The sequence below is a fragment of the Arthrobacter sp. CAU 1506 genome (assembly GCF_005047635.1).
Classification (GTDB): domain Bacteria; phylum Actinomycetota; class Actinomycetes; order Actinomycetales; family Micrococcaceae; genus Crystallibacter.
Genome location: NZ_SUKC01000004.1, coordinates 190,082 through 213,057, shown reverse-complemented (window position 1 = coordinate 213,057; position 22,976 = coordinate 190,082). Strand labels below are relative to the sequence as shown.

19 protein-coding genes and 2 tRNA genes are annotated in these 22,976 nt (G+C 67.3%); 18 read left to right on the top strand and 3 right to left on the bottom strand.

Going from position 1 to position 22,976, the window contains the following annotated elements:
- Positions 1-2: 2 nt before the first annotated feature.
- The 3 genes from E4J89_RS07275 (at position 3) to ndk (ending at position 2,481) form a co-directional block, all read left to right on the top strand.
- The gene (locus E4J89_RS07275) at positions 3-1,355 is read left to right on the top strand and encodes a cyanophycin synthetase (RefSeq protein ID WP_136785455.1); all 1,353 of its coding nucleotides are present in this window, start codon (positions 3-5) and stop codon (positions 1,353-1,355) included.
- Between the two features lie 8 nt (positions 1,356-1,363).
- Entirely contained in the window at positions 1,364-1,843 is a 480-nt protein-coding gene (locus E4J89_RS07270) for a DUF4233 domain-containing protein (RefSeq protein ID WP_136785454.1), read from the top strand.
- A 221-nt stretch (positions 1,844-2,064) separates the two neighbouring features.
- Positions 2,065-2,481: a nucleoside-diphosphate kinase gene (ndk, locus tag E4J89_RS07265; protein ID WP_136785453.1), complete on the top strand. Its 417-nt coding sequence runs from the start codon at positions 2,065-2,067 to the stop codon at positions 2,479-2,481.
- Between the two features lie 95 nt (positions 2,482-2,576).
- Here ndk and E4J89_RS07260 read toward each other — a convergent pair whose 3' ends face one another.
- Positions 2,577-3,197 carry a vitamin K epoxide reductase family protein gene (locus E4J89_RS07260; RefSeq protein WP_240691778.1) on the bottom strand — a complete coding sequence of 207 codons (621 nt, stop codon included), beginning with the start codon at positions 3,195-3,197 and terminating at the stop codon, positions 2,577-2,579.
- A 449-nt stretch (positions 3,198-3,646) separates the two neighbouring features.
- Between E4J89_RS07260 and E4J89_RS07255 the strand changes: the two genes are divergently transcribed.
- From E4J89_RS07255 to E4J89_RS07200, 12 genes are all read left to right on the top strand, one after another.
- Positions 3,647-7,606 carry an Rne/Rng family ribonuclease gene (locus tag E4J89_RS07255; protein ID WP_136785452.1) on the top strand — a complete coding sequence of 1,320 codons (3,960 nt, stop codon included), beginning with the start codon at positions 3,647-3,649 and terminating at the stop codon, positions 7,604-7,606.
- Between the two features lie 358 nt (positions 7,607-7,964).
- Positions 7,965-8,273, top strand: a complete 309-nt coding sequence (rplU, locus tag E4J89_RS07250) for a 50S ribosomal protein L21 (protein ID WP_136785500.1) — start codon at positions 7,965-7,967, stop codon at positions 8,271-8,273.
- Between the two features lie 53 nt (positions 8,274-8,326).
- Positions 8,327-8,587, top strand: coding sequence for a 50S ribosomal protein L27 (gene rpmA / locus E4J89_RS07245; protein WP_136785451.1), 261 nt, complete (start codon positions 8,327-8,329; stop codon positions 8,585-8,587).
- A gap of 126 nt (positions 8,588-8,713) precedes the next feature.
- A complete protein-coding gene (gene obgE / locus E4J89_RS07240; RefSeq protein ID WP_136785450.1) occupies positions 8,714-10,264 on the top strand; it encodes a GTPase ObgE in 1,551 nt (516 codons plus the stop codon).
- Entirely contained in the window at positions 10,242-11,387 is a 1,146-nt protein-coding gene (gene proB / locus E4J89_RS07235) for a glutamate 5-kinase (RefSeq protein ID WP_136785449.1), read from the top strand. The genes obgE and proB overlap by 23 nt, the downstream gene beginning before the upstream one ends.
- An 80-nt stretch (positions 11,388-11,467) precedes the next feature.
- Entirely contained in the window at positions 11,468-12,784 is a 1,317-nt protein-coding gene (locus E4J89_RS07230) for a glutamate-5-semialdehyde dehydrogenase (RefSeq protein WP_136785448.1), read from the top strand.
- Between the two features lie 125 nt (positions 12,785-12,909).
- Positions 12,910-13,143, top strand: coding sequence for a hypothetical protein (locus E4J89_RS07225; protein WP_136785447.1), 234 nt, complete (start codon positions 12,910-12,912; stop codon positions 13,141-13,143).
- Between the two features lie 45 nt (positions 13,144-13,188).
- The gene (nadD, locus tag E4J89_RS07220) at positions 13,189-13,833 is read left to right on the top strand and encodes a nicotinate-nucleotide adenylyltransferase (protein WP_276606337.1); all 645 of its coding nucleotides are present in this window, start codon (positions 13,189-13,191) and stop codon (positions 13,831-13,833) included.
- A 34-nt stretch (positions 13,834-13,867) separates the two neighbouring features.
- A complete protein-coding gene (locus E4J89_RS07215; RefSeq protein ID WP_136785446.1) occupies positions 13,868-15,400 on the top strand; it encodes a hypothetical protein in 1,533 nt (510 codons plus the stop codon).
- Positions 15,401-15,439: 39 nt separating this feature from the next.
- The gene (rsfS, locus tag E4J89_RS07210) at positions 15,440-15,826 is read left to right on the top strand and encodes a ribosome silencing factor (protein ID WP_136785445.1); all 387 of its coding nucleotides are present in this window, start codon (positions 15,440-15,442) and stop codon (positions 15,824-15,826) included.
- 154 nt (positions 15,827-15,980) lie between these two features.
- A tRNA-Ala gene (locus tag E4J89_RS07205) sits at positions 15,981-16,053 on the top strand.
- Between the two features lie 73 nt (positions 16,054-16,126).
- Positions 16,127-16,202: transfer RNA gene (locus E4J89_RS07200), tRNA-Ala, on the top strand.
- A 97-nt stretch (positions 16,203-16,299) separates the two neighbouring features.
- On the opposite strand, the gene E4J89_RS07195 is transcribed toward E4J89_RS07200, so the two are convergent.
- Positions 16,300-17,499: a cysteine desulfurase-like protein gene (locus tag E4J89_RS07195; RefSeq protein ID WP_136785444.1), complete on the bottom strand. Its 1,200-nt coding sequence runs from the start codon at positions 17,497-17,499 to the stop codon at positions 16,300-16,302.
- Between the two features lie 694 nt (positions 17,500-18,193).
- On the opposite strand from E4J89_RS07195, the gene E4J89_RS07190 reads away from it, so the two are divergent.
- The 3 genes from E4J89_RS07190 to E4J89_RS07180 are packed head-to-tail and all read left to right on the top strand — an operon-like array spanning position 18,194 to position 21,353.
- The gene (locus E4J89_RS07190; protein ID WP_240691769.1) at positions 18,194-19,501 is read left to right on the top strand and encodes a glycine betaine/L-proline ABC transporter ATP-binding protein; all 1,308 of its coding nucleotides are present in this window, start codon (positions 18,194-18,196) and stop codon (positions 19,499-19,501) included.
- A complete protein-coding gene (locus tag E4J89_RS07185; RefSeq protein ID WP_136785443.1) occupies positions 19,501-20,388 on the top strand; it encodes an ABC transporter permease subunit in 888 nt (295 codons plus the stop codon). Before E4J89_RS07190 ends, E4J89_RS07185 begins: the two co-directional genes overlap by 1 nt.
- Positions 20,389-20,447: 59 nt before the next feature.
- Positions 20,448-21,353 carry a glycine betaine ABC transporter substrate-binding protein gene (locus tag E4J89_RS07180; protein WP_136785442.1) on the top strand — a complete coding sequence of 302 codons (906 nt, stop codon included), beginning with the start codon at positions 20,448-20,450 and terminating at the stop codon, positions 21,351-21,353.
- A 219-nt stretch (positions 21,354-21,572) separates the two neighbouring features.
- Here the strand turns inward: E4J89_RS07180 and E4J89_RS07175 are convergent, their stop codons facing one another.
- Positions 21,573-22,496, bottom strand: a complete 924-nt coding sequence (locus E4J89_RS07175; RefSeq protein WP_136785441.1) for a LysR family transcriptional regulator — start codon at positions 22,494-22,496, stop codon at positions 21,573-21,575.
- Positions 22,497-22,976: the final 480 nt, after the last annotated feature.

The window sequence follows — 22,976 nt, the reverse complement described above, 5'->3', positions numbered from 1 at the left end:
CCATGAGTGATGAATTCGGCGTTGAGAGCGTCTACGCGGAGTTGCTGGGCCGCGCCCCGGAAAACAAGATGGAACCGCGGATGGAACCGCTGTTCCGTGCGATGGACATCCTGGGCGAGCCCAACAAGGCCTTCGCCAGCATCCACCTGACCGGGACCAACGGCAAGACGTCCACGGCCCGGATCATCGAAGCGGGCCTGCGGGCACATGGGCTGCGCACCGGCCGCTACACGAGTCCGCACCTGTCCAAGGTCACCGAACGGATCAGCATCGACGGCGAACCCGTGGCGGACGAGACGTTTGTGCGGGTCTGGGACGAGATCCGGCCCTACCTGGACATTGTGGACCAAGAGCTGAACGCCGAGGGCGAACCGCGGCTGACCTACTTCGAATGCGTCACCATCCTCGCCATCGCGATCTTCGCCGACGAGCCGGTGGAGGTGGCGGTGGTCGAGGTCGGTCTGGGCGGCATCACCGACGCCACCAACGTGGTGGACGGCCAGGTCTCGGTAGTCACCCCGATCTCGCTGGACCATACGGACCTGCTGGGGGACACCACTGCGGACATCGCCCGGGAGAAGGCCGGCATCATCAAGCGCGGCGGATTCCTGATCAGCGCCGCACAGCCGCTGGATGCGGCCGAGGTGCTGCTGGAACAGGCGCGTGACCTGCAGGTGCCGTTCCGCTTCGAAGGCGTGGAATTCGGCGTCGAGTCCCGCACCGTGGCGGTGGGCGGCCAACAGTTGACCATCAACGGGCTGGCCGGTCGCTACGAGGACCTGATGCTGCCGCTGCACGGCGCGCACCAGGCCCAGAACGCCGCGGTGGCCGTGGCGGCGCTCGAGGCGTTCCTCGGCGGCGGGGAGAAAGAGCTCAACGTCGAAGTGCTCCGCGAGGCGTTCCTGGAGGTCACTTCGCCGGGCCGGCTGGAGGTGGTACGGACCGCGCCCACCATCATTGTGGATGCCGCCCACAACCCCGACGGGATGAAGGCCAGCGCACAGGCCATCCTGGAGGCGTTCAACTTCACCACGCTGGTCCCGGTGGTCGGCGTGCTGCAGGAAAAGGACGCCGTCGGATTGCTCCAGCAGTTGCGCGAACAACTCTCCGACCTGACCGACGAAATCTGCGTCACCACCTCCAACTCGCCCCGGGCCATTCCGGCCGAGCAGCTGGCGGAGGACGCCATGGCCGCCGGCTTCCCGGAGGACGCAGTCCACATCGCGCCCCGGCTGGATGATGCCATCGAATGGGCCGTCGGCCGGGCCGAAGCCAACAACGACCTCTCCGGCGGCGTATTGATCACCGGGTCCATCACCCTGGTCGCCGACGCCCGCATCCTGCTAGGAAAGTAACAAGATCCATGGCCAAACTGACCAAAGCCCAGCGTGAATGGCGACCGAACATGCCCAAAAAACGGCGTTCGATCAAGGCCATGTTCGCCTCCACCGTGCTGCTGCTGGAGGCCTTCGTGGCCTTCTTCGCCACGCTGGTGGTGTTCGGGCTCTACCGCGACGTGGTACCGCCGGCGCTGATTCTGGGGCTCGGGATCGGCCTGAGCGTTGTGCTGGTGCTGTGCTGCGCCCTGCTGCGCCGGCCGGCCGGCTATGCCATCGGCTGGGGGCTGCAGGTGCTGCTGATCGTGACCGGCTTCGTCGAGCCGGTGATGTTCGTCGTCGGGCTGCTGTTCGCCTTGTCCTGGTGGTACGCGGTGCGCACCGGCGGCCGACTGGACCGCGAAAACGCCCAGCGCGACGTTGAGCAGGCCGAATGGGAGCGCGAGCACGGCGGAGAAGCAGGGGCTGCCGGGACCGCCGGAACCGCCGGTAGCGACGGCCGCTAACCAGCGCTCCGTGCCCCGACCGGGCAGTGTGGCTGGCGGGGACAGCAGCTGACCTGGGCTGCCTGCCGTGGCCGTTGACCGGCGCTCCCTGCCGTCAACGTGGCCGGGCCGGGCCGCCCGTCGGAGGAGGCGGTCCCGTCCGGAAACCGGGCCAGGCCAGCCCGTCCCGTAGGATGAAACGGGGTTTTTGGAGCTAATCGTGAAAGCTAAGAGGAGAAATTGTGAGCGTTGAACGCACACTTGTACTGGTCAAGCCCGACGGCGTGTCCCGCGGTCTCACCGGCAGCATCCTGGCCCGCATCGAGGCCAAGGGGTACACGCTGGTTGAACTGAAGCTGGTCGAAGCCACCCGCGAGCTGCTGGAAAAGCACTACGAGGAGCATGTGGGCAAGCCGTTCTACGAGCCGCTGGTCGAGTTCATGCTGTCCGGTCCGGTGGCCGCCGCCGTGTTCGAGGGGCACCGGGTCATCGAAGGCTTCCGGTCCTTGGCCGGGACCACCGACCCGACCACTGCCGCTCCCGGCACGATCCGCGGCGACTTCGGCCGCGACTGGGGCCTGAAGGTGCAGCAGAACCTGGTCCACGGGTCGGATTCGCCGGAGTCCGCCGAGCGCGAGATCGGCATCTGGTTCTCCTAGGCTGAGCCCAACGCACAGAGGCCGCGACCCCGGACGGGGACGCGGCCTCTGGCCGTTAAAGAAGGTCGTTGATCAGCCCATCAGAAGGCCGCAGATCAGCCCAGGAAGGCGTCGATGAACGCCAGGAAAATGGTCCCGGCGGTCACGACCCACAGCAGCACGGTAATGGTCCAGGCCCAGCTGCCGGCAAACCGCACCACACTGGCCGGCGCCTTGATGACCCCGTGGGCCAGGTTTCGGGCCGTGGTGTGGACGATCATCGCGATCATCGCGGCCCACACGCCCATGCAGTACAGGCACAGGATGTGGATGTCGTACAGCGCCTGGCTCCACAGCCAGACGACGAAAATGAAGCCCAGTGTGACACCGGTCTGCAGGCCGATCCAGTACCAGCGGCGGAACCGCGCCCCGGCAAGGATCGCCACCGCCGTCGTGATCGGAACGGCAAAGGCGACGATGCCGATCAGTGGGTTCGGGAAGCCGAAGAGCGAGGCCTGCCAGTGCAGGAACACCTTGCCGCAGGAGACCCACGGATTGATGTCGCAGCTGGTCACATGGCCCGGGTCCTGGTAGGTGGCCAGCCGTTCAAGCACCAGGATGCCGGACATGATCCAGCCGAACACGCCGGTGGCCAGCAGCAGCCAGGCAAATGGTTTTTCCCGGGCAATGCCGGGAACCTCGCTGTCCGGACGGTGTCCGGAGGCGGTGGCGGCCAGGGATGTGGAGCGTTGCGCGTCGGTGTGCACCGTGTTCCTCGAGCTCGGGGGCAGTTGGCTCGATTCTACGCCGGAGAGATGAGGCGAATACTCACCAAAACGAACCCGGTGTGAGAGAATGATCGTGGCTGATAGCGGCCCCACATGCTGCTATTGGTCCAGCGACAGGCTTCCAGGTCCGTCGGCGATGCTTCCCGAACAAGGAGCCCATCAATCCGGATGGGCGCTGGGAATCCGCCGGGCGGCCCTGCCGGTGAAGAGAACGTTACGGCAGACGGAAAAGCGCCGCTGGTCCCCGGGTGTGCCGCGCCCCACGTGATGGCGCGAGCTCGGGTGATACCAAGACGACTTTCGGTGTCGGGCAGCCTAGGGCACCCGGACACCCGGCTACATGCCCCCGAGGGCACCGGGATGTGGCCGGTGCCGCAAGGGTTGGAGCATAACTTTAAATGGACAATGAACAGGTAATACCCGCTACCTCCACTCCGGCCGATTCGCCCGAGGGAACAGCCAAAAAACCGCCGCGGCCTCGCCGCAAGCCCGCTGCGTCCGCACCGTCGCAGGACCAGTTGGATGTGCAACTGCCCGCCGCAGCCACCGAGCCCGGTGACGCTGGTTCCACTAACGACGGCGGTGCCTCCGCCGCTGTGCCGGGCGCCGATGCGTCTTCCGCGGGGGAGCAGCAGGCCGCAGTAGCCACGGAAGCCAGCCAGCCGGAAGGCCAAGCACCGGCTGCCGCCACCCGGGCACGCCGGACGCGCAAGACCGCCGCAGAGAAGGCCGCGGAAGCAGCGGCCGCCCAAGAGGCGCAGGCGGAAGACTCCGCCGCTGCCCCGGTTGCTGAAGCGGCACCTGCTGCCAAGACCCGGACCCGGCAGCCGCGCAAGACCGCCGCCCAGAAGGCCGCCGAAGCAGCGGCCCAGGAAGCCGCGCTGCAGGAAGGCACCGACGCGCAGCAGGCTGCCGCCCCGGCCGCCGAGCAGGCCGAGGCCGCCGCCGGAGCCGCCCCGGACGGTGTGCTGGACGCAGCCGATGCCCAAGCCGATGCGCAGTCCGATCAGGCCGCAGCCAAACCGGTGCGCAAGCGCCGCAGCCGTGCCGAGCAGCCGGTTGAGCAGCCCGTGAACGCGGACGGCATTCTGGAAGCCGAAGGCGCGGAGGAAGCCGCCGAAAAGCCGGCCGCCCGCCGTCGTACCTCCGCTACCACGCGGAGCCGCCGCAGCGCCGCCGCGCAGACCACGGACTCTGCCGCGGCCGAACTGACCACCGCGGCAGGCGAAACCGCGGCCGGCGAGCAGGAGCCCGCAGCCGTGGAAGCTGCCGCTTCCGGTGCCGAGGCCGCCACCGAGCCGGCCGCCGGCACCCAGCCGGCAACCGGCGCCGACGCAGCAGACGAGCAGCCCGCGAAGGCGCCGTCCCGCCGTCGTCGTTCCAGCAAGGCCACCGCCGCCCCGGCAGCAGCCGAAGCCGCACCCGCCGCGGAGCAGGCCGAGGAGCAGACCTCGGCCGCAGACCAAGCTGCCGCCGAGCCCACCACCGAAGGTCCCGCCGAGCCCGCCACCGAAGCGCCCGCCGAAGAGGAACAGGCCGAAGAAACAACGGCAGCCGGGGCCGGGCAGGATCCGTTCGCGATTCCGTCGTCCCCGGTGTCGCTGCTCTTCCACGCGCCGGACCTTTCCGCCGTCGCCGCTGCCAAGCAGCAGCCGGCCGCGGCAGCCGACTCCGACGAGGAAGACGAAGACGGCGGATCCCGCCGCAGCCGCCGGAACCGCCGCAGCCGTACCCGTAACCGGGCCGAGGTCGAGGCCGGTACCGGCGAAGCAGCCGGCACGGAAGAAGCCGGCGAGGCCGCCGAAGCCACAGAAGAGGGCGCTACGGGGGAGAAGGACGGGGTGACCTCGCGCCGCCGCCGTCGTCGCCGCCGCGGCGATGCGGATCTGGAACTGACCGGCGGCTCGGAGGACGATCCGCCCAACACGGTCACCCGGGTTCGCGCACCGCGCCCGGTGGCGGAGACCGCTCCGAGCAACAAGGTGGCATCGGTCAAGGGGTCCACCCGGCTGGAGGCCAAGAAGCAGCGCCGCCGCGAATCGCGCGAGTCCGGCCGCCGCCGCCAGGTGATCACCGAGGCCGAGTTCCTGGCCCGCCGCGAATCCGTCGACCGCCAGATGGTGGTCCGCCAGCGCGACGACAGGATTCAGATCGGCGTGCTGGAAGACGGTGTGCTCGCGGAGCACTTCGTCTCCAAGACCCAGCAGGACTCGCTGATCGGCAACGTCTACCTGGGCAAGGTGCAGAACGTGCTGCCCAGCATGGAAGCTGCCTTCATCGACATTGGCCGCGGCCGCAACGCCGTGCTCTACGCCGGCGAGGTCAATTGGGACGCCGCCCACCTGGACGGGCAGCCGCGCCGGATCGAGCTGGCGTTGAAGTCCGGCGACTCGGTGCTGGTGCAGGTGACCAAGGATCCGGTGGGCCACAAGGGTGCCCGCCTGACCAGCCAGATCTCGTTGCCGGGCCGCTTCCTGGTCTACGTGCCGGGCGGCTCGATGACCGGCATCTCGCGCAAACTGCCGGACGTGGAACGCAACCGGCTGAAGAAGATCCTGAAGGAACATGTTCCGGACGGCGCCGGCGTGATCGTCCGCACCGCGGCCGAAGGCGCCAGCGAAGAAGAGCTGATGAACGACATCAACCGGCTGCGCGCGCAGTGGGAAGGCATCGAATCGCGTGCCGGCTCCACCAAGACGCTGGCACCGGAAATGCTCTACGCGGAGCCGGACCTGACCATCAAGGTGGTCCGCGATGTGTTCAACGAGGACTTCTCCAAGCTGGTGGTGTCCGGCGAAGAAGCCTGGGACACCATCGAGGCCTACGTCACCTACGTGGCCCCGGACCTGGTGGACCGGCTGGAAAAGTGGACCTCGGAGACGGACATCTTCGCTGCGCAGCGGCTGGATGAGCAGATCCACAAGGCGCTGGACCGCAAGGTGTTCCTGCCGTCCGGCGGTTCGCTGGTGATCGACCGCACCGAAGCTATGACCGTGGTAGACGTCAACACCGGTAAGTTCACCGGCTCCGGCGGCAACCTTGAAGAGACCGTCACCAAGAACAACCTGGAAGCGGCCGAAGAAGTGGTCCGCCAGCTGCGGCTGCGGGACATTGGCGGAATCATCGTCATCGACTTCATCGACATGGTGCTGGAGTCCAACCGCGACCTGGTGCTGCGCCGCCTTGTCGAGTGCCTGGGCCGCGACCGGACCAAACATCAGGTGGCCGAGGTTACCTCGCTGGGCCTGGTGCAGATGACCCGGAAACGGATGGGCACCGGGCTGCTGGAAGTCTTCGGCGAGCAGTGCGAGCATTGCGCCGGCCGCGGCGTGATCACCCACGACGAACCGGTGGAGCACCGCCGTCCCGCAGCGGCAACCGAGCACCACCAGGCCCGGATCGAGAAGCGTTCGGAGCGGCAGTCGCGCAGCGAGAAGCGCCGCAACCGCGGCCAGGCGCAGGAGCAGGCCACCGAGGCGCCTGCTGCGGTGGCGCAGGAGGACGACGCCGAGCGCAAGGCCAAGGCCGAGGCTGCCCGGGCAGCACTGGCCAACATCGCCGCCGCAGCCCATGCCGCCCACGAGGCGGAGGAACACCCAGAGGCTGCCAAGGCCAAACAGCACGACGGCGCAGCAGTCCCCGCAGCCAGCGGCGCCGGCAAGCCCGAAGCTGCCGGCAAGCCCGAAACCGCAGCCGGTCCGGCCCCCGCACAGGGCCAGCCTGCCGGCTCCGGCCGCAAGCGCCGCTCGCGCCGCGCCGATGATTCCGGTATCGCTGCTGCTGCCTCGGCTGCTGCAGCCGCCGAGGAAAGCGGCGCCGGCGTGCTGAAGATCAACGGCGAAACGGTAGCCATCCCGCGGGCCACGTCCGCTCCGGCGGCCGCCCAGGAAGAGCCGTCGCTGACCTTGGAAAGCCTGACCGAGGCCTTCAACAAGGTCGCCCCGGTGGAGAAGCGGGAGCAGGCCGGACCTGCGACCGCACCCGCCGCCGCTCCTGCAACCGCACCTGAGGCTGCTTCCGCAGCCGCACCGGAACCGGCCGCAGCAGGCACGTCCCGGGCAGCCGAGCCGTCGGTGCCGGCTGAGCAGGTCCAGCCTGCGCCCGCCGCCGGGCCGCAGGTTCAGGCCACAGAGCCGGTCCGCAAGCCGCGCCGTCGTCGTGCTGCCAGCAGCCCGCAGGGTGCAGCCGACGCTCCGGTGGAGACGGTGGATGCCGCCATCTCGCCGGAGAACAACGGCAGCCACCGGCACGCCGCGGCCGCGCCGGCCGGGCCCGCTTTGGCTGAGGCAGCCGCCGGAAAGACCGAAGCCGCGGCTCCTCTGGTGCTGGGCGTGGGAGTGCCCGCCTCGGAGCTGTAGCAAAACTGCCACCAGCACAGGCCGCGGATCCTCGGGTCCGCGGCCTGTGCTGTATCCGCCGTGTCGCGGATCGGAAATGCGCGGGTCCCGGGCGTGTCGGCGGTAGTATTGCTAGGTGCGACCGAGCGGATTCCAGTCCGCTCGCGCCAGGTAAGGATCACGCAGGCCCCTCCGGCACTCCCGGAGCCGCTGGTTTGCGGCGGATAGCCGCAATAGCGTAATCTAGATCTTCGGTGCGTACGCCTTCGAAGGGTTTCCACCCGCAGGCGCGGATGCACAGTGCTTTCCAGGTCGTCATGAACGTGCCTGCGTATTCGAGCAAAAACTGTAATAAACGTCTAGAGAAGTGAGTTCCCAAGTGGTGTACGCGATTGTCCGCGCCGGCGGCCGCCAAGAAAAGGTTTCCGTTGGAGACCTCGTGACCCTTGACCGCGTCCCCGGTGAGGCTGGTAGCACCATCGAGCTGCCTGCTCTGCTCCTGGTCGACGGCGACAAGGTCACCTCCGCTGCCGATGCCCTGGCCAACGTCAAGGTCACGGCCGAGATCGTCGAGAATCTCCGCGGTCCGAAGATTGTCATCCAGAAGTACAAGAACAAGACCGGCTACAAGAAGCGCCAGGGCTACCGTTCTGCACTGACCAAGGTCAAGGTCACCGGAATCGCCTAAGCGGTCCGCTGGCTTTTCAAACGTTCCTTCAGACAAAAAGGTAGGCAAAATAAATGGCACATAAGAAGGGTGCGAGCTCCACTCGCAACGGTCGCGATTCCAACGCACAGCGCCTTGGCGTCAAGCGCTTCGGTGGCCAGGTAGTTTCCGCCGGCGAGATCATCGTCCGCCAGCGCGGTACCCACTTCCACCCCGGCGCCAACGTCGGCCGTGGCGGCGACGACACGCTGTTCGCCCTTGAGGCCGGTGCCGTTGAATTCGGCACGCGCCGCGGACGCCGCGTCGTGAACATCGTGGCTGCCGCTGCGGAGTAATCTCCAGCAGTAAACAGCTTTGCAGTGAGGCGGGCCGTCGGTCCGCCTCACTGGTGTTTTAACCCGACTAGAATCACTGGTGGGCCGTTTCGGTTCTGGCCCACCGGCATAGAGGAGATAGATCACGTGGCAACATTCGTTGACCGGGTAGTCCTGCACGTTTCCGGCGGATCCGGTGGCCACGGTTGTGTCTCCGTCAAGCGCGAGAAGTTCAAGCCGCTGGGCGGGCCCGACGGCGGCAATGGCGGCAATGGCGGCGACGTGATCCTGCGCGTGGATCACCAGACCACCACGCTGCTGGACTACCACCACGCCCCGCACCGGCACGCTACCAACGGCGGTCCCGGCATGGGTGACTGGCGGGGCGGCAAGAACGGCGCCACGCTGGTGCTGCCCGTGCCCGACGGAACGGTGGTCAAGACCAAGAACGGCGATGTACTCGCCGACCTGGTGGGCGAGGGAACCGAATTCGTTGCCGCGGCCGGCGGCCAGGGCGGGCTGGGCAACTCCGCGCTGGCCTCGGCCAAGCGCAAGGCCCCCGGCTTCGCGCTGCTGGGCATTCCGGGCGACGAGCGGGACATCGTCCTGGAGCTGAAGTCCATCGCGGACGTGGCGCTGGTCGGCTTCCCCTCCGCGGGCAAATCCAGCCTGATCGCGGCCATGTCCGCCGCCCGGCCGAAAATCGCCGACTACCCGTTCACCACGCTGGTGCCGAATCTGGGCGTGGTGCAGGCCGGGGACACCCGGTTCACCATCGCCGATGTGCCCGGGCTGATCGAAGGTGCCAGCGAAGGCAAGGGCCTGGGCCACAACTTCCTGCGCCATGTGGAGCGCTGCGCCGCACTGGTGCACGTGCTGGACTGCGCCGCCCTGGAAGCCGACCGCAACCCGCTCTCCGATCTGGAGATCATCGAGCGCGAACTGGAACAGTACGCGGTGGACATGAGCTACGCCGGTGCCGACGGCGACGTGGTTCCGCTGAACGAGCGCCCCAAGCTGGTGGCGCTGAACAAGGTGGACGTGCCCGACGGCCGCGACATGGCCGAATTCGTCCGGCCCGAGCTGGAAGAGCGCGGATACCGCGTCTTCGAAGTGTCAGCCTCCAGCCACGAGGGGCTGCGCCAGTTGGGCTTTGCCATGGCCGAGATCGTCGCCACCGCACGGGCCGAAGTGAAGGCCGCCCCGCCGAAGGTTGCCCCCGCCGTGCTGCGCCCGCGGTCCGTGAACGACCGCGGTTTCATCATCCGCCGCGAAGAGAAGAACCTGGAACCGCTGTTCCGGGTGCTCGGCGAGAAGCCGGAGCGCTGGGTCAAGCAGACCGACTTCAACAACGACGAAGCCGTGGGCTACCTCTCCGACCGGCTGGCCAAGCTGGGCGTCGAGGACCAGTTGTTCAAGTCCGGTGCGCGGCCGGGGGACACCGTGGTGATCGGCGAGGACGACGCAGTGGTCTTCGACTGGGAGCCCACCATGGCTGCCGGCGCCGAGCTGTTGTCCTCCCCGCGCGGCACCGACCTGCGCCTGATGGAGTACATCCGGCCCACCCGCGAGGAGAAGCGCGAGCAGTACGAGGAGCGCAAGCAGGCCAGGGCTGCCACCCGCGCGGAACTCGAGGCCGAGCGCAAGTCAGACGTCTGGACCGAGAAGGAAGACCATGACGACGACGATGAGCTCTGAGCCGGCCACGACGGCCGACCGGACCCTGCTGGCCACCGCCGAACGCCTGGTGGTCAAGGTCGGCTCGTCCTCGCTGACCTCGGTGGCGGGCGGCATCTCCGAGGAGGCGCTGCTGTCGCTGGTGGAAGTACTGGCGGCCCGCCGCAATGCCGGCACCGAAGTCATCCTGGTGTCCTCCGGTGCCATCTCCGCCGGACTGGCGCCGCTGGGCCTGGGCCGCCGGCCGCGGGACCTGGCCACCCAGCAGGCCGCGGCCAGCGTGGGCCAGGGCCTGCTGATGGCCCGCTACACACAGGCCTTCGGTGCCCGCGGCATCACGGTCAGCCAGGTGCTGCTGACCGCTGAGGACCTGATGCGCCGCCAGCACTATGCCAACGCCTACCGGGCGATGCACCGGCTGCTGCACCTCGGCGTCGTGCCGGTGGTCAACGAGAACGACACCGTGGCCACCCATGAAATCCGCTTCGGCGACAACGACCGGCTGGCCGCGCTGGTGGCCCACCTGGTCAAGGCCGACGCGCTGCTGCTGCTGTCCGACGTCGATGCGCTCTACGACGGTCCGCCCAAGGATGGCGCTCAGCGGATCCCGCTGGTGGCCGGGCCGGAGGATTTGGACGGCGTGAACATCGGCCGCACCGGGGCTGCGGGCGTCGGCACCGGCGGCATGATGACCAAAGTCGAGGCCGCCGGAATCGCCGCCGGCTCGGGCATCCCGGCACTGGTCACGTCCACCCCCAACGCGGCCCGCGCGCTGTCCGGCGAAGACGTGGGCACCTGGTTTGCGGTCAGCGGCACCCGCCGCCCGCCGCGGCTGCTGTGGCTGGCGCACTTGGCCTCCGTGCAGGGCCGGCTGGTCCTTGACGACGGCGCGGTGCAGGCCGTCCGGGACAAGCACCGTTCGCTGCTGCCGGCCGGCATTGTTTCGGTCAAAGGCGACTTCGAACCGGGCGACCCGGTGGAACTGGCGGACGGCGACGGCCGGGTGGTGGGCCGCGGACTGGTCAACTTCTCCTCCTATGAACTGCCGCGCATGCTCGGCCGCTCCACCAAGGAACTGGCGGCGTCGCTGGGGCGCCAATACGAACGCGAAATCATCCACGTGGACGATTTGGTGGTGCTCTGAACCAGGCCGTCGGTGGGCGTGCAACGTAACGTGACCTCCGTCGTCGTGCTTCCCGCGGCGTCCGGGCTAAAATCGCCTGTATGACCCAGACAGCCTCTTCCCAGTCCACGGCCGAAGCGACCCAGAACGGCCAACAGCCGGATGCCGCCGAGGCCGTAGAGGCCATCGCGGTCCGGTCCCGAAACGCCGCGCGGCGGATGGCACGGGCCAACCGGGCGTGGAAGGACAAGGCGTTGCGGGAGATCGCCGAATCCCTGGTCGCCAAGCGGGACGTGGTACTGCAGGCCAACCGCCAGGACCTGGACGAGGGCAAGGCGAACGGCACCAGCGCCGCGCTGCTGGACCGGTTGACGTTGGACACCAAGCGGATCGATGGACTGGCCGCTGCTCTGGAAAACCTGGCCGCGCTGCCGGATCCGGTGGGGACCGTGATGCGCGGGCAGACGCTGCCGAACGGGCTGCGGCTCCGCCAGGTCCACGTGCCGATGGGCGTGGTGGCCGCCATCTACGAAGCCCGGCCGAACGTCACCGTGGACATCGCCGGTCTGGCGCTCAAGAGCGGCAATGCCGTGATCCTGCGCGGCGGCAGCGCGGCCCGGCACACCAACGTTGCGCTGTTGGGCATCATCCGGGATTCGCTGGACCGGGTGGGCCTGCCCTCCGACGCGGTGCAGAGCGTGGACGACTACGGCCGCGACGGAGCCAACGCCCTGATGCAGGCGCGCGGGCTGGTGGACGTGCTGATTCCGCGCGGCGGCCGCGAACTGATCCAGTCCGTGGTGAACAACGCGAAGGTCCCGGTGATCGAGACCGGCGAAGGCAACGTGCATATCTTCCTGGACGAGTCGGCAGGCACCGAGATGGCCGTGGACATCCTGCTCAACGCCAAGACCCAGCGGCCGTCGGTGTGCAACACCGTGGAGACCCTGCTGCTGCACCGCGATGCGGCCGCCTCGGCCGACGTCCTCGCGGCTTTGGCCGGAGCGGGAGTCCGGCTGCACGTGGACCAGCGCGTGGCCGGCATCCTGCCGGCCGGCGTCGAGGCCGAAACCGCCACCGACGAGGACTGGGCCCGCGAATACATGGACCTGGACCTGGCGGTGGCCATGGTGGACTCGATGGACGACGCGCTGCGGCACATCCGCGCCTGGACCACCGGGCACACGGAGGCGATCATTACCAACGACCTGCGCAACGCGGAGCGCTTCATCGCCGAGATCGATTCGGCGGCGGTGATCGTCAACGCGTCCACCCGCTTTACCGACGGCGGGGAGCTGGGTCTGGGGGCCGAAGTGGGGATTTCCACACAGAAGATGCATGCCCGCGGCCCGATGGGCCTGCGGGAACTGACCACCACCAAATGGATCGTCCAGGGCGACGGCCAGGTCCGCGACTGATCCTTGAGCGAGCCGGAGCTGTGCCCGGCTGAATCACGGTTCCGCTGCCGGAACGCGTACCATGGGTACGAAGCCATATCCCGTCCGCCTGAGCGCGGCCGGGCTGAAAACATCAAGGGAGAATCATGCTGTCTCAGGTCCTCGACGCCGCACTGGTGGCTAGCGAAGCCGCCCACGTCGAACTTCCGGTCCCCGCGTGGGCCATCGGCGTCGGATTCATGACGCTGTTCGTGCTCCTGATGTTTGCCACGATCGCGTTCACCAGTGTGGGCCAGCGCCACTCGGCCGTGGAGGAACAGGTGGATCCGCACCGCCAGTTCCCGAACAAGCACGATCACGGCCAAGCCGAGCGCCACTAGTCGTTCGTGCCCGCGCTGCCTGTTAAAGCCCCGCCAGCCGGAGAACTGCGCCCCACTTACCCGGGGCGCAAGCTCCGGCTTGGCGTCATGGGCGGAACGTTTGACCCGATCCACCATGGACACTTGGTGGCGGCCAGCGAGGTAGCGTCGGTGTTTGGCCTGGATGAAGTGGTCTTTGTGCCCACCGGGCAGCCGTGGCAGAAGACCGGGCGCGATGTCAGCCCGGCCGAACACCGTTACCTGATGACGGTGATCGCCACGGCGTCAAACCCGCGGTTCACGGTCAGCCGGGTGGACATCGAGCGGCCCGGGCTGACGTACACCATTGATACCCTGCGGGACCTGCGTGCGGCGCGTCCCGATGCGGAGCTGTTCTTCATCACCGGCGCGGATGCGCTGGCGCAGATCATGTCGTGGAAAGACATCGACGAACTGTGGTCACTGGCGCACTTCGTGGGCGTGACCCGGCCGGGGCATGAGCTGCACAACCTGGGCCGCAAGGACGTCAGCTTGCTGGAGGTCCCGGCGATGGCGATTTCCTCCACGGACTGCCGGGACCGCGTGGCCGAGGACCAGCCGGTCTGGTATCTGGTGCCGGACGGCGTAGTACAGTACATAGCCAAGTACGGTCTCTACCGGCGCTCGTCGCATGGCGCCGCAATGGCGAGCCAACTTGAACCGAGCCAATGAAAATAGTCGTTTACTACCGGGTGATCAGCAAAGCATGAGCAATCAATCCCAGCCGCGCAGCCGCCGGGACATCCGGCGGCAGCGCGATGGCGCCGGTACGGGGCCCGAGTCTGCCTCCGGAGCCGGCCCGCAGATTCCGAATGCCCAGGCAAATGAACCGTTGGAGCGCGGGGGAGTAGCTCCCGGTGACGGCGCTGCAGTTCCCGGTGACGGCCCTGCAGCTCCCCGCGAACGCCAGGGCGAGCGGTCCTCGCAGACCCGCGCCCGTGAACGCGAGGCACGCCGCGCGCTCAAGACCCTGACCGCCGCGCTGCCCCAGGTTCCTGCTCCGGACCGCGAGCAGGTGCCGACCCGGCGACAATTGCGCCAACAGCAGTTGCAGCGCGAAAACCCCTGGCTGGTTACGGATGCCCCGGCTGAAGGGGCTGGCCGTGACTCGGCCGGGCCTTCTTCGGGCGGAGCCTCGGCCGGACGCGCTTCCGAAGGTGCTTCGGCCGGATCCCGTTCCGGTGCCTCCGGCGCTCCGGTTGCCGGATCCCGTCCCGGTGCCTCCGGCGCTCCGGTTGCCGACCCCGCCCGCAGCCCTGCCAAACCTGCGGACAGCGGGGCCCGCACCTCGGCTGCACCGGCCGATACCCCGTATGAGCCGCAGCGTCCGCCGATCGAAGGTGGCCGCCGCGCCCGGCGCAGCGGCGACACCGGCCGGCATCCGGTCCAGCCGGCGGCCGACGGGCAAGAGCAACTCTCCACTGCCGGACGCGAGGCCGTCGACGCCGGCGAGATGACCGTGGAGCAGGCCTTGGCTGCCCGCGACCTGCTGATGGGCCAGGCCAAGAACATGGTCGCCATGATGGAGTCCCGGCAGGAGCAGTCACCGCATGACGTTGACTTGGAACTGCTGGCACAGCAGAAGGCCCTGGCCGAGCGCGCCGCAGTCCTCAACCGCCGGGCCGCCGACAAGAAGCGGCTGAGCGACGAGAACGAACAGCGCCGGCACTCCGCCTCGGACCGCCCGATCGCTGACATCGCCTCGGCGCCGATGGAGTTTGTGGCCGTTCCGGGATCCGACCAGCACATCCTCCGGCCGTCGTCGACGTCCTATGTTCCCGTGGTGACGACGCCGGTGGCGACACCGGCTGCCAAAGTGACGGCACCCAAATCGCCGGCCCCCAAACCGACGGCTCCGGCCCAGAGCGCTCCTGCCCGGCAAGCTGCGCCGGCGCAGCGGAGGCCGGCAGCACAGACGGGGAAGACCGAAGGTTCCGCCACCACCCGTGCCGTTCCGGTACAGCCACGGGAGGCGTCCGCACCCCGGGCAGCCCAAAGCGCAGGTGCCGCTCCGCGGTCGAAGATCCTGGCCCAGGCCGAAGCCTTGGCCGGAGGACGCGGCGAGGCCATCCACCCGCTCAAGGCCAGCAGCGCCCACGGACTTGACCCACTGGACGCCCGGACAGCGGGGCTGGGGCGGGTCCAGCGGACCCGGCTTGCTGTCGGCGCCGCTCTGGTGCTGGGTGCCGCGGCGTTCGCCGCGGGCATCGCCATGATGCTTGGATTCTTCGGCGGCTGAAGCCGTCAATCAATAGCTGGTTCATTTTCAAGGAGACCCATGACCGCACCCGAAAGCTCTATCGCCATTGCGCGGACCGCCGCCAAGGCAGCCAGCGATAAAATCGCCGAAGACATCGTTGCCATCGACGTCAGCGAGCGGCTGGCCATCACCGATGTGTTTCTGATCGCCTCTGCGCCCACCGAGCGGCAGGTCAACGCGATCGTCGACGGCATCGAAGAGGAACTGCACAAGCAGGACCTGCGCCCGGTCCGCCGGGAAGGACGCTCCGAGGGACGCTGGGTGCTGCTGGACTACGCCGGAGTTGTCATCCACGTGCAGCACCAGGAAGACCGCGTCTTCTACGCGCTGGAACGGCTGTGGAAGGATTGCCCGGCCATCGACCTGCAGCTGGACGAGAAGCCGGCCTCAACGGAAACCGAGTAGCCGAGGGGGAGCGCGGCACCTGCCGCCTGGTTCCGTTCTGCGCGGCGCCGGGCGGCATGTTCCGAGCCGGTCCCTGATTTGGAATCCGTGCCGGTCTCTGCATAGAATATTCAAGTTGCTTCGAAGGAAGCGGCACGGAATCCGCAAGGATAACGGGGCTGTGGCGCAGCTGGTAGCGCACCTGCATGGCATGCAGGGGGTCAGGGGTTCGAGTCCCCTCAGCTCCACTCGTGAGGACACCATCGGTGATATTCACGCTGTGGAATACACGCCAACACGTTGGCAGAGACTTCCATTCAAGGGGCTGTGGCGCAGCTGGTAGCGCACCTGCATGGCATGCAGGGGGTCAGGGGTTCGAGTCCCCTCAGCTCCACCAAGATGGTGAGACATCCTCTGCACGGATGACTACGCTGATGGTAAACACCCCGGTCTTCGGACCGGGGTGTTTTTCTTTTGTCCGGCCTGCGCCGTCCTCAGAGGAACTTTGACAGTGCCGTGATGAGGCGGTCGATCTCAGCGTCGTCGTTGTAGGGTGCGAGTCCAATGCGCATGCCGGCATCGACGGCGAGCCTGAGGGCTTGGAAGGGCTCGTGGGCGTAGAAGCTGCCGGCGGGAGCGAGGATGTCCTGCTCTGCAAGGAACTGAGAGACTTCGTTGGCGTTCTTGTCGCGGAAGGTAAAGAACAGTGTCGGGGTGCGCTCTGCTGCGGTCGAGTGAATAGTGATGCGATCCCCGAGGTCGGCGAGACCTTCTTCGATGCGCTGACGCAGCCGCACTTCGTGCTGCTCGATGAGGTGGTGGGCAGCGATGAGCCGTTCCCGCCGCGGGCCCTTGTCCGGCGCGAGGCGCGCGATGAAGTCCACAGCCGCGGTTGTGCCGGCCATGATTTCGTAGGGCAAAGTGCCGAGCTCGAATCGCTCCGGGACATTGTCGGTAGAAGGTAGCAGCTTGTCCGGTTTCAGGGTCTCCAGCAGGCCCGGTTCGGCGGCGAGAGCGGCGCAGTGCGGCCCGAAAAACTTATACGGCGAACAAGTGAAAAAGTCCGCACCCAGCGCCTTGACGTCGACTGCGGCGTGGGCGGTGTAATGCACGCCATCGACATAAACGAGGGCGCCGACCTCGTGTGCGCGCGCCGCGATTCGCGCGACCGGGGGCATGGTGCCCAGCAGGTTGGAAGCGGCGGTGACGGCAACCAGCCGAGTGCGCTCGTTGATGATCTCGTCGACAGCGGATAGATCAAGTTCTGCTGTGCCGGGGTCGAATGGAATCCAGCGGACGGTGACGCCTGCTGTTTCGGCGGCCTGGAGCCAGGGCCGGATGTTGGAGTCGTGGTCGAGCCCGGAGACGACGATCTGGTCAACTGGTTTCCACGTCTTTGCCAGCGTGCGGGAGAAGTCGTAGGCAATCTGGGTGGCGCTGCGCCCGTAGACGATCCCCTCGGGAGAGGCGCCGAGCAGGTCGGCTACGGCGATGCGGAAACCCGAGACGGCGCTCTCCGCATTGCGTTCGCTGGCGACCAATGTGCCGCGGTTGGACAACGGACCGGTCAAGGTGCGGGCAATCGCCTGTCCCACAACCGCTGGCGTTTGCGTGCCTCCGGGGCCGTCAAAATGAGCCAGTCCAGACGTCAGTGACGGGAACTCGGCGCGGAGGGCGGAAACTTCGATCGTCATGCTGCTCCTTAGTTTTTGAGTGCGCTTGTGCTTGTAGACGACGACCGCGACTGCTCGCGTGTGTCGAGCGTGACACTACCGGCGTCCATTGCCAAGGAGCCTTCCATGGTTGCTCTGTGTCTCTCCGGTATTCAGGCCCGGAAGTGCGCAGGCTCGGGCGGCCCTTCTGGTGTCATCGCTGAGCGGGCCGGAGGAGGACTGGCCGGGAATGCGTGCCGTCCGCGGGGGATCCCGACACCCACCCTCCAAGTGGGCCCAGCGTGTTGCGCAGGACGCATCCATTTGCGAAAAAGTGCGATTTGCTGCGCCGGTGGTCACGATGGCATAACTCCTTCGCAGCCCCGGAATTTCAAGGCCAAACCGCTGCTAGCCTGCAATGACTTTACCGATTTCAGTCCAAAATTCAGCTCACAGTGAACAGCGGATTGTTACGGTGGAGGACGAACAACCAGTAATACGAACGGCATGTGGGCGAGCTATGCAGACCCGTGGCGGAGTCCACATGTGCTGAACGTCGAACTGGCGGTTGGGGGAGCTTCCCGTCATCGCTTCGGCGAAACCGTCTTTCTGGGCGCCGTGACCGCGGCAGCCAGGAGCTTATGAGTTTGACGCGTGTATTTGTCCGCAAAAGACCAAGCACCAATCGTTGCAACTCCGCCCGCTCCTGGCGGCGACGCAGCGTAGACGGGCCGAAGTGAACGAACAAATCGCACTGAGCGTACAGAATGTCTACAAGGTTTTCGGCAAGCGACCGGCCGAAGCCGTTAAGCGCATGAAGGCCGGAAAGACGCGGGATGAGGTCTCCGCGCTGGGGACCGCCGCAGTGATCGACGCGTCATTCGACGTCCGCGCCGGCGAAATCTTCGTGGTGATGGGGCTTTCCGGCTCCGGTAAGTCGACGCTGATCCGCACCCTCAACGGGTTGCAGCCGCAGACCGCGGGCAACGTGGTGGTCGGCGGCACGGATATTTCGACCATCTCCGACGCGGAACTCCGGAAGGTCCGCCAGCAAAAGATCTCGATGGTGTTCCAGCACTTCGCGCTGATGCCGCACCGCACCGTGGCGGACAACGCCGCCTATGCCCTCGAAGTCCAGGGCATGGCCAAGGCAGAGCGGCTGGCGCGTGCCGAGAAAGTGCTGAAGCTGGTGGGGCTGGAGGGCTGGGGCGACAAGTTCCCGGCGGAACTTTCTGGCGGCATGCAGCAGCGCGTCGGTCTGGCCCGGGCGCTGTGCGCCGAGACGGACATCCTGCTGATGGATGAGGCCTTCTCTGCCCTGGACCCGCTGATCCGGCGTGAGATGCAGGAGCAGTTGGTCGCGCTGCAGGCGGATCTGGGCAAGACCATTGTCTTCATCACCCACGACCTGAACGAGGCCATGTTCCTCGGCGACCGGATTGCCGTGATGCGGGACGGCAGGATTGTCCAGATCGGCACACCCGACGACATCCTCACGCACCCGGCAAATGACTACGTGGCGCAGTTCGTCCAGGACGTGGACCGTACCCGCGTCCTGACCGCAGGATCCGTGATGGAACCGGCCCGCGCCGTCGTCAATCTCTCCGGCGGTCCGCGGAACGCGCTGCGCACCATGCGCGATCTGCAGACGTCCGCAGCCTTCGTGGTGGACCAGCGGCGCACCTTCTTCGGCACGGTGCGCGACCGGGACGTGATGCATCTGGTCGAATCGCGGGCACCTGACCTGGCCGCCGCCGTGCGCAACGGCAACGGGGCGGTTCGTGCCGAAACCCCGCTCTCGGAGCTCTTCGGCCTGGCCGTTGAGAGTCCCATCCCGCTGCCCGTGGTCGACGACGAGGGCCGGCTGGTCGGCGCGATACCCCGGGTCACGCTGCTGGCCGCCCTGGGCAACGTGCCTTCCAGCACCACGGACATTCCCATCGTAGAAAGCGCCCCCGCGCCGATTCCCGAACAAGAAGTCACGCGGACGCTGAACAAGACCTCGATGGGCATCAAGACGTCGGCCGAAGGGGGAACCCGCTAATGGATCTCGAATTCCGCATCCCGCTGGGCGACTGGGTCGACGTCGGGCTCGACTGGCTGCTGGCGACCTTCGCCGCGGTCTTCGCCTTCATCCGCACCGTCTTCCTGGCCGCCTACGACAGCCTGGAGTGGCTGCTCACCACGCCGCCATCCTGGGCGATCATCATCGTGTTCGCCGCCATCGCCTACGCGGCCAGGGGCTGGAAGCTCGCGTTGGGCACTGCGCTGGGCTTCCTGCTGATCGTCGGCGTGAACCAGTGGGACAACGCGATGGAATCGTTCGCGCTGGTCATCGTGGCCACCGTGGTGGCGATCCTGCTCAGCGTCCCGACCGGCATCCTCGCCGCCAGCTCCGCCACCGCCTCGGCCATCATCCGGCCGATCCTGGACTTCATGCAGACCATGCCCGCCATGGTGTACCTGATTCCCGCTCTGGTGATGTTCCGGGTCGGCGTGGTCCCGGGCATCATCGCCACCATCATCTTCTCGATGGCGCCCGGCGTGCGGTTCACCGAGCTGGGCATCCGCGGCGTGGACAAGGAAGTGGTGGAGGCAGGCTACGCCTTCGGCTCCAGTCCCGGCAGCATCCTGCGCAAGATCCAGCTTCCGCTGGCCATGCCCACCATCATGGCCGGCATCAACCAGGTGATCATGCTGGCGCTGTCGATGGTGGTCATCGCCGGGATGGTCGGCGCCGGCGGGTTGGGCGGCGAGGTGGTCGCCAGCCTGAACCGGATCGACGCCGGCCTCGGTTTCGAAGCAGGACTGGCGGTGGTCATCCTGGCCATCTTCCTGGACCGGGTCACCGCCAGTGTGGGCAAGACCTCGGAGCCCGGCGGACGCGCGGGCGCCGGCCGGCTGGCCAAGCAAAGCCTGCAGAACGCCTGACCTGGCGCGGCTCCAAGACCAATCAACGTGCCCTCGGTGGGCATTACGAAAGGAACACTATGAAGCATTACAGCAAGCTTGCGGCCCTGGCCGCCGTTGCAGCACTCGGACTGACTGCCTGTGGCAGCGGCGGCGAGGCCGGTGGCCAGGCAGCCAGCGGGGTGGACAACGGGGACCAACAGGACGTCACCATCGCGGTCTTCAACGGCTGGGATGAGGGCATCGCCGCGTCCGAACTGTGGAAGGCCATCTTGGAGGAGAAGGGCTACAAGGTCACGCTGGAGTACGCCGACCCGGCCCCGGTTTTCTCCGGCCTGTCCACCGGCGACTACGACCTGACGCTGGATACCTGGCTGCCGGTCACGCACGCCAGCTACCTGGAAGAGTACGGCGACAAGATCACCGAGCTGGGCCAGTGGAACGACGAAGCCAAGCTGACCATCGCGGTGAACGAGGACGCTCCGGTCGATTCGCTCAAGGACCTTGCGGCCAACGCCGACCAGTTCGACAACCGCCTGGTGGGCATCGAGCCCGGCGCCGGCCTGACCGAGGCCACCACCAAGAACGTCATCCCCACTTACGGCCTGGACAAAATGAAGTACCAGACCTCCTCGACGCCGGCCATGCTCTCCGAGCTGAAGTCGGCCACTGCAGCCGGCGAGAACATTGCCGTGACGCTGTGGCGCCCGCACTGGGCCTACGACGCCTTCCCGCTCAAGGACCTTGAAGACCCCGAGGGAACCCTGGGCGACGCCGAGGGCATCTACGCCTACTCCAGCACCAGCTTCGCCGAGGACTTCCCGACGCTGGCCGGTTGGCTGAAGAACTTCAAGATGGACTCCGAGACCCTGTACTCGCTGGAGAACGCCATGTTCAACGAGGCAGACACCGACGACTACGGCCCCGTGGTGGAAAAGTGGATCGGTGAAAACCAGGAGTACGTGGACAGCCTGACCGCGCAGTAGGGCGTCTTCGCCAGCGTTAACCACATGGCGCCGCCGGTACCCGTCCTAGCACGGGTACCGGCGGCGCCTGTTGTTGCCCGGTGCACTGAATAACGACGGCGGTGCCCCGGGGACGGCGAACCGTCACCAGCGGCGTCGGGGCGGCGGTGCGTCGGCGCGTCGAGCGATCAGTACACCGGGCATCGCACCGATGCGCCAGATGGCCGGCGGCGATTCCGCTCAGGCGCGCCGGGTGGTGATGCTCATGTCGCGCAGGATCACGGAGAGCTGGTCCATGAACAGGCCCAGCTGCGCGTTCTGCCTGTCGTTGATCAGCAGCGCGAAGATGTTGCGGGCCAGCCGGATTTCCGGAACGTCCAACACCACAATCCCGTCCGGTCCGTTGTGCATGGCCAGCTCCGGGACCAGCGCGGCCCCTAGTCCGGCACCGGCCATGGCCAGGCTGGCGTTGAAGTCGTCGCAGTACGCCACCACCCGGGGATGAAGGTTGCAGCTGGCAAAGAGCCGCTCGATCACGGTCGCGTCGGCCGTGCCCGGGTGGTGCATGATCCACGGCATCTCGGCCAGTTGAGAGGCCGTCACCGAGGCACCGGGGCGGATGCCCCACGATTCGGGCAGCACCACGCGGAAATTGTCGTCGCCGATCCACTGCCGGCTCACGGTGTTGGGCCAGGCCAAACCACCCTGCCCCACCTGGAAGACCAGGGCGACGTCGAGTTCACCGCCGGCGCGCAGCCCCTGGATCGTCTGTCCGGGTTCGGCGACAGATACTTTGAGATTGATCCCCAGGCCCGGCCATTCGGGCGCCTGCAGCAGGCGGGGGAGCACATACGTGGCGAGGCTGGGGAAGATGCCCAGCCGGACTTCCTGCGTGCTGGTGTCTTGGCTGCGGGCGGTGGCGGCCAGCAGGGCATCGATGTCCGTCAGCACCTTGGCCGCGTGCCGGGACATCACCAGCGCTGTTTCGGTCGGCTGGACGCTGCGGGCAGACCGCTCAAACAGCTTGGCGCCCGTTTCGCGCTCCAGCGCGGACATCTGCTGCGAAACCGCCGAGGCGGTGTAGCCCAGGTTGGCGGCTGCCGCGGCGAACGAGCCGCGCCGGGTGACCTCAAGCAGGGTCCGCAGGTGCACCGTGTTGACCATCAGCTCTCCTGTTGCATATGGGGGATTGAGCCAAGCCTACCTTGGGCTGATGCCGCGTCGGAGGCCCCCGAAAAGATGGACGGAGGTCGGGCAGATCCGGGTGCCTTTGGTGGTTGTCCGGAGGAATGTGCCGGCACCTTGATTTGTTCTATTAATGGGGAGCAGGAGGGTCCGCAGGAGGAGGGCCCTTTTGGCTGGAACGGACCCGGGCGCCGCGGCCACCAGGTGCCGGACAGGTGCCGGGCGTGCCGGAAGTGTCCGACCGGGCGGTTATCCTCCAGATCATCCCTCGAGCGGTGAGGGCGGACACCATCAGAACCAGGGACCACAACATCTAGTGCTGGCCGCACTACGAGCGACACGCCGATGAAGCTGCGACACGATACTTTCCCAAGCTGTGGGCAGGGAATCCACAGGCTGTGGACGGCGGCCCGGGAAGGCCGGAATATCAACTGTTTAACCGCTGAAAGATATCCCCAC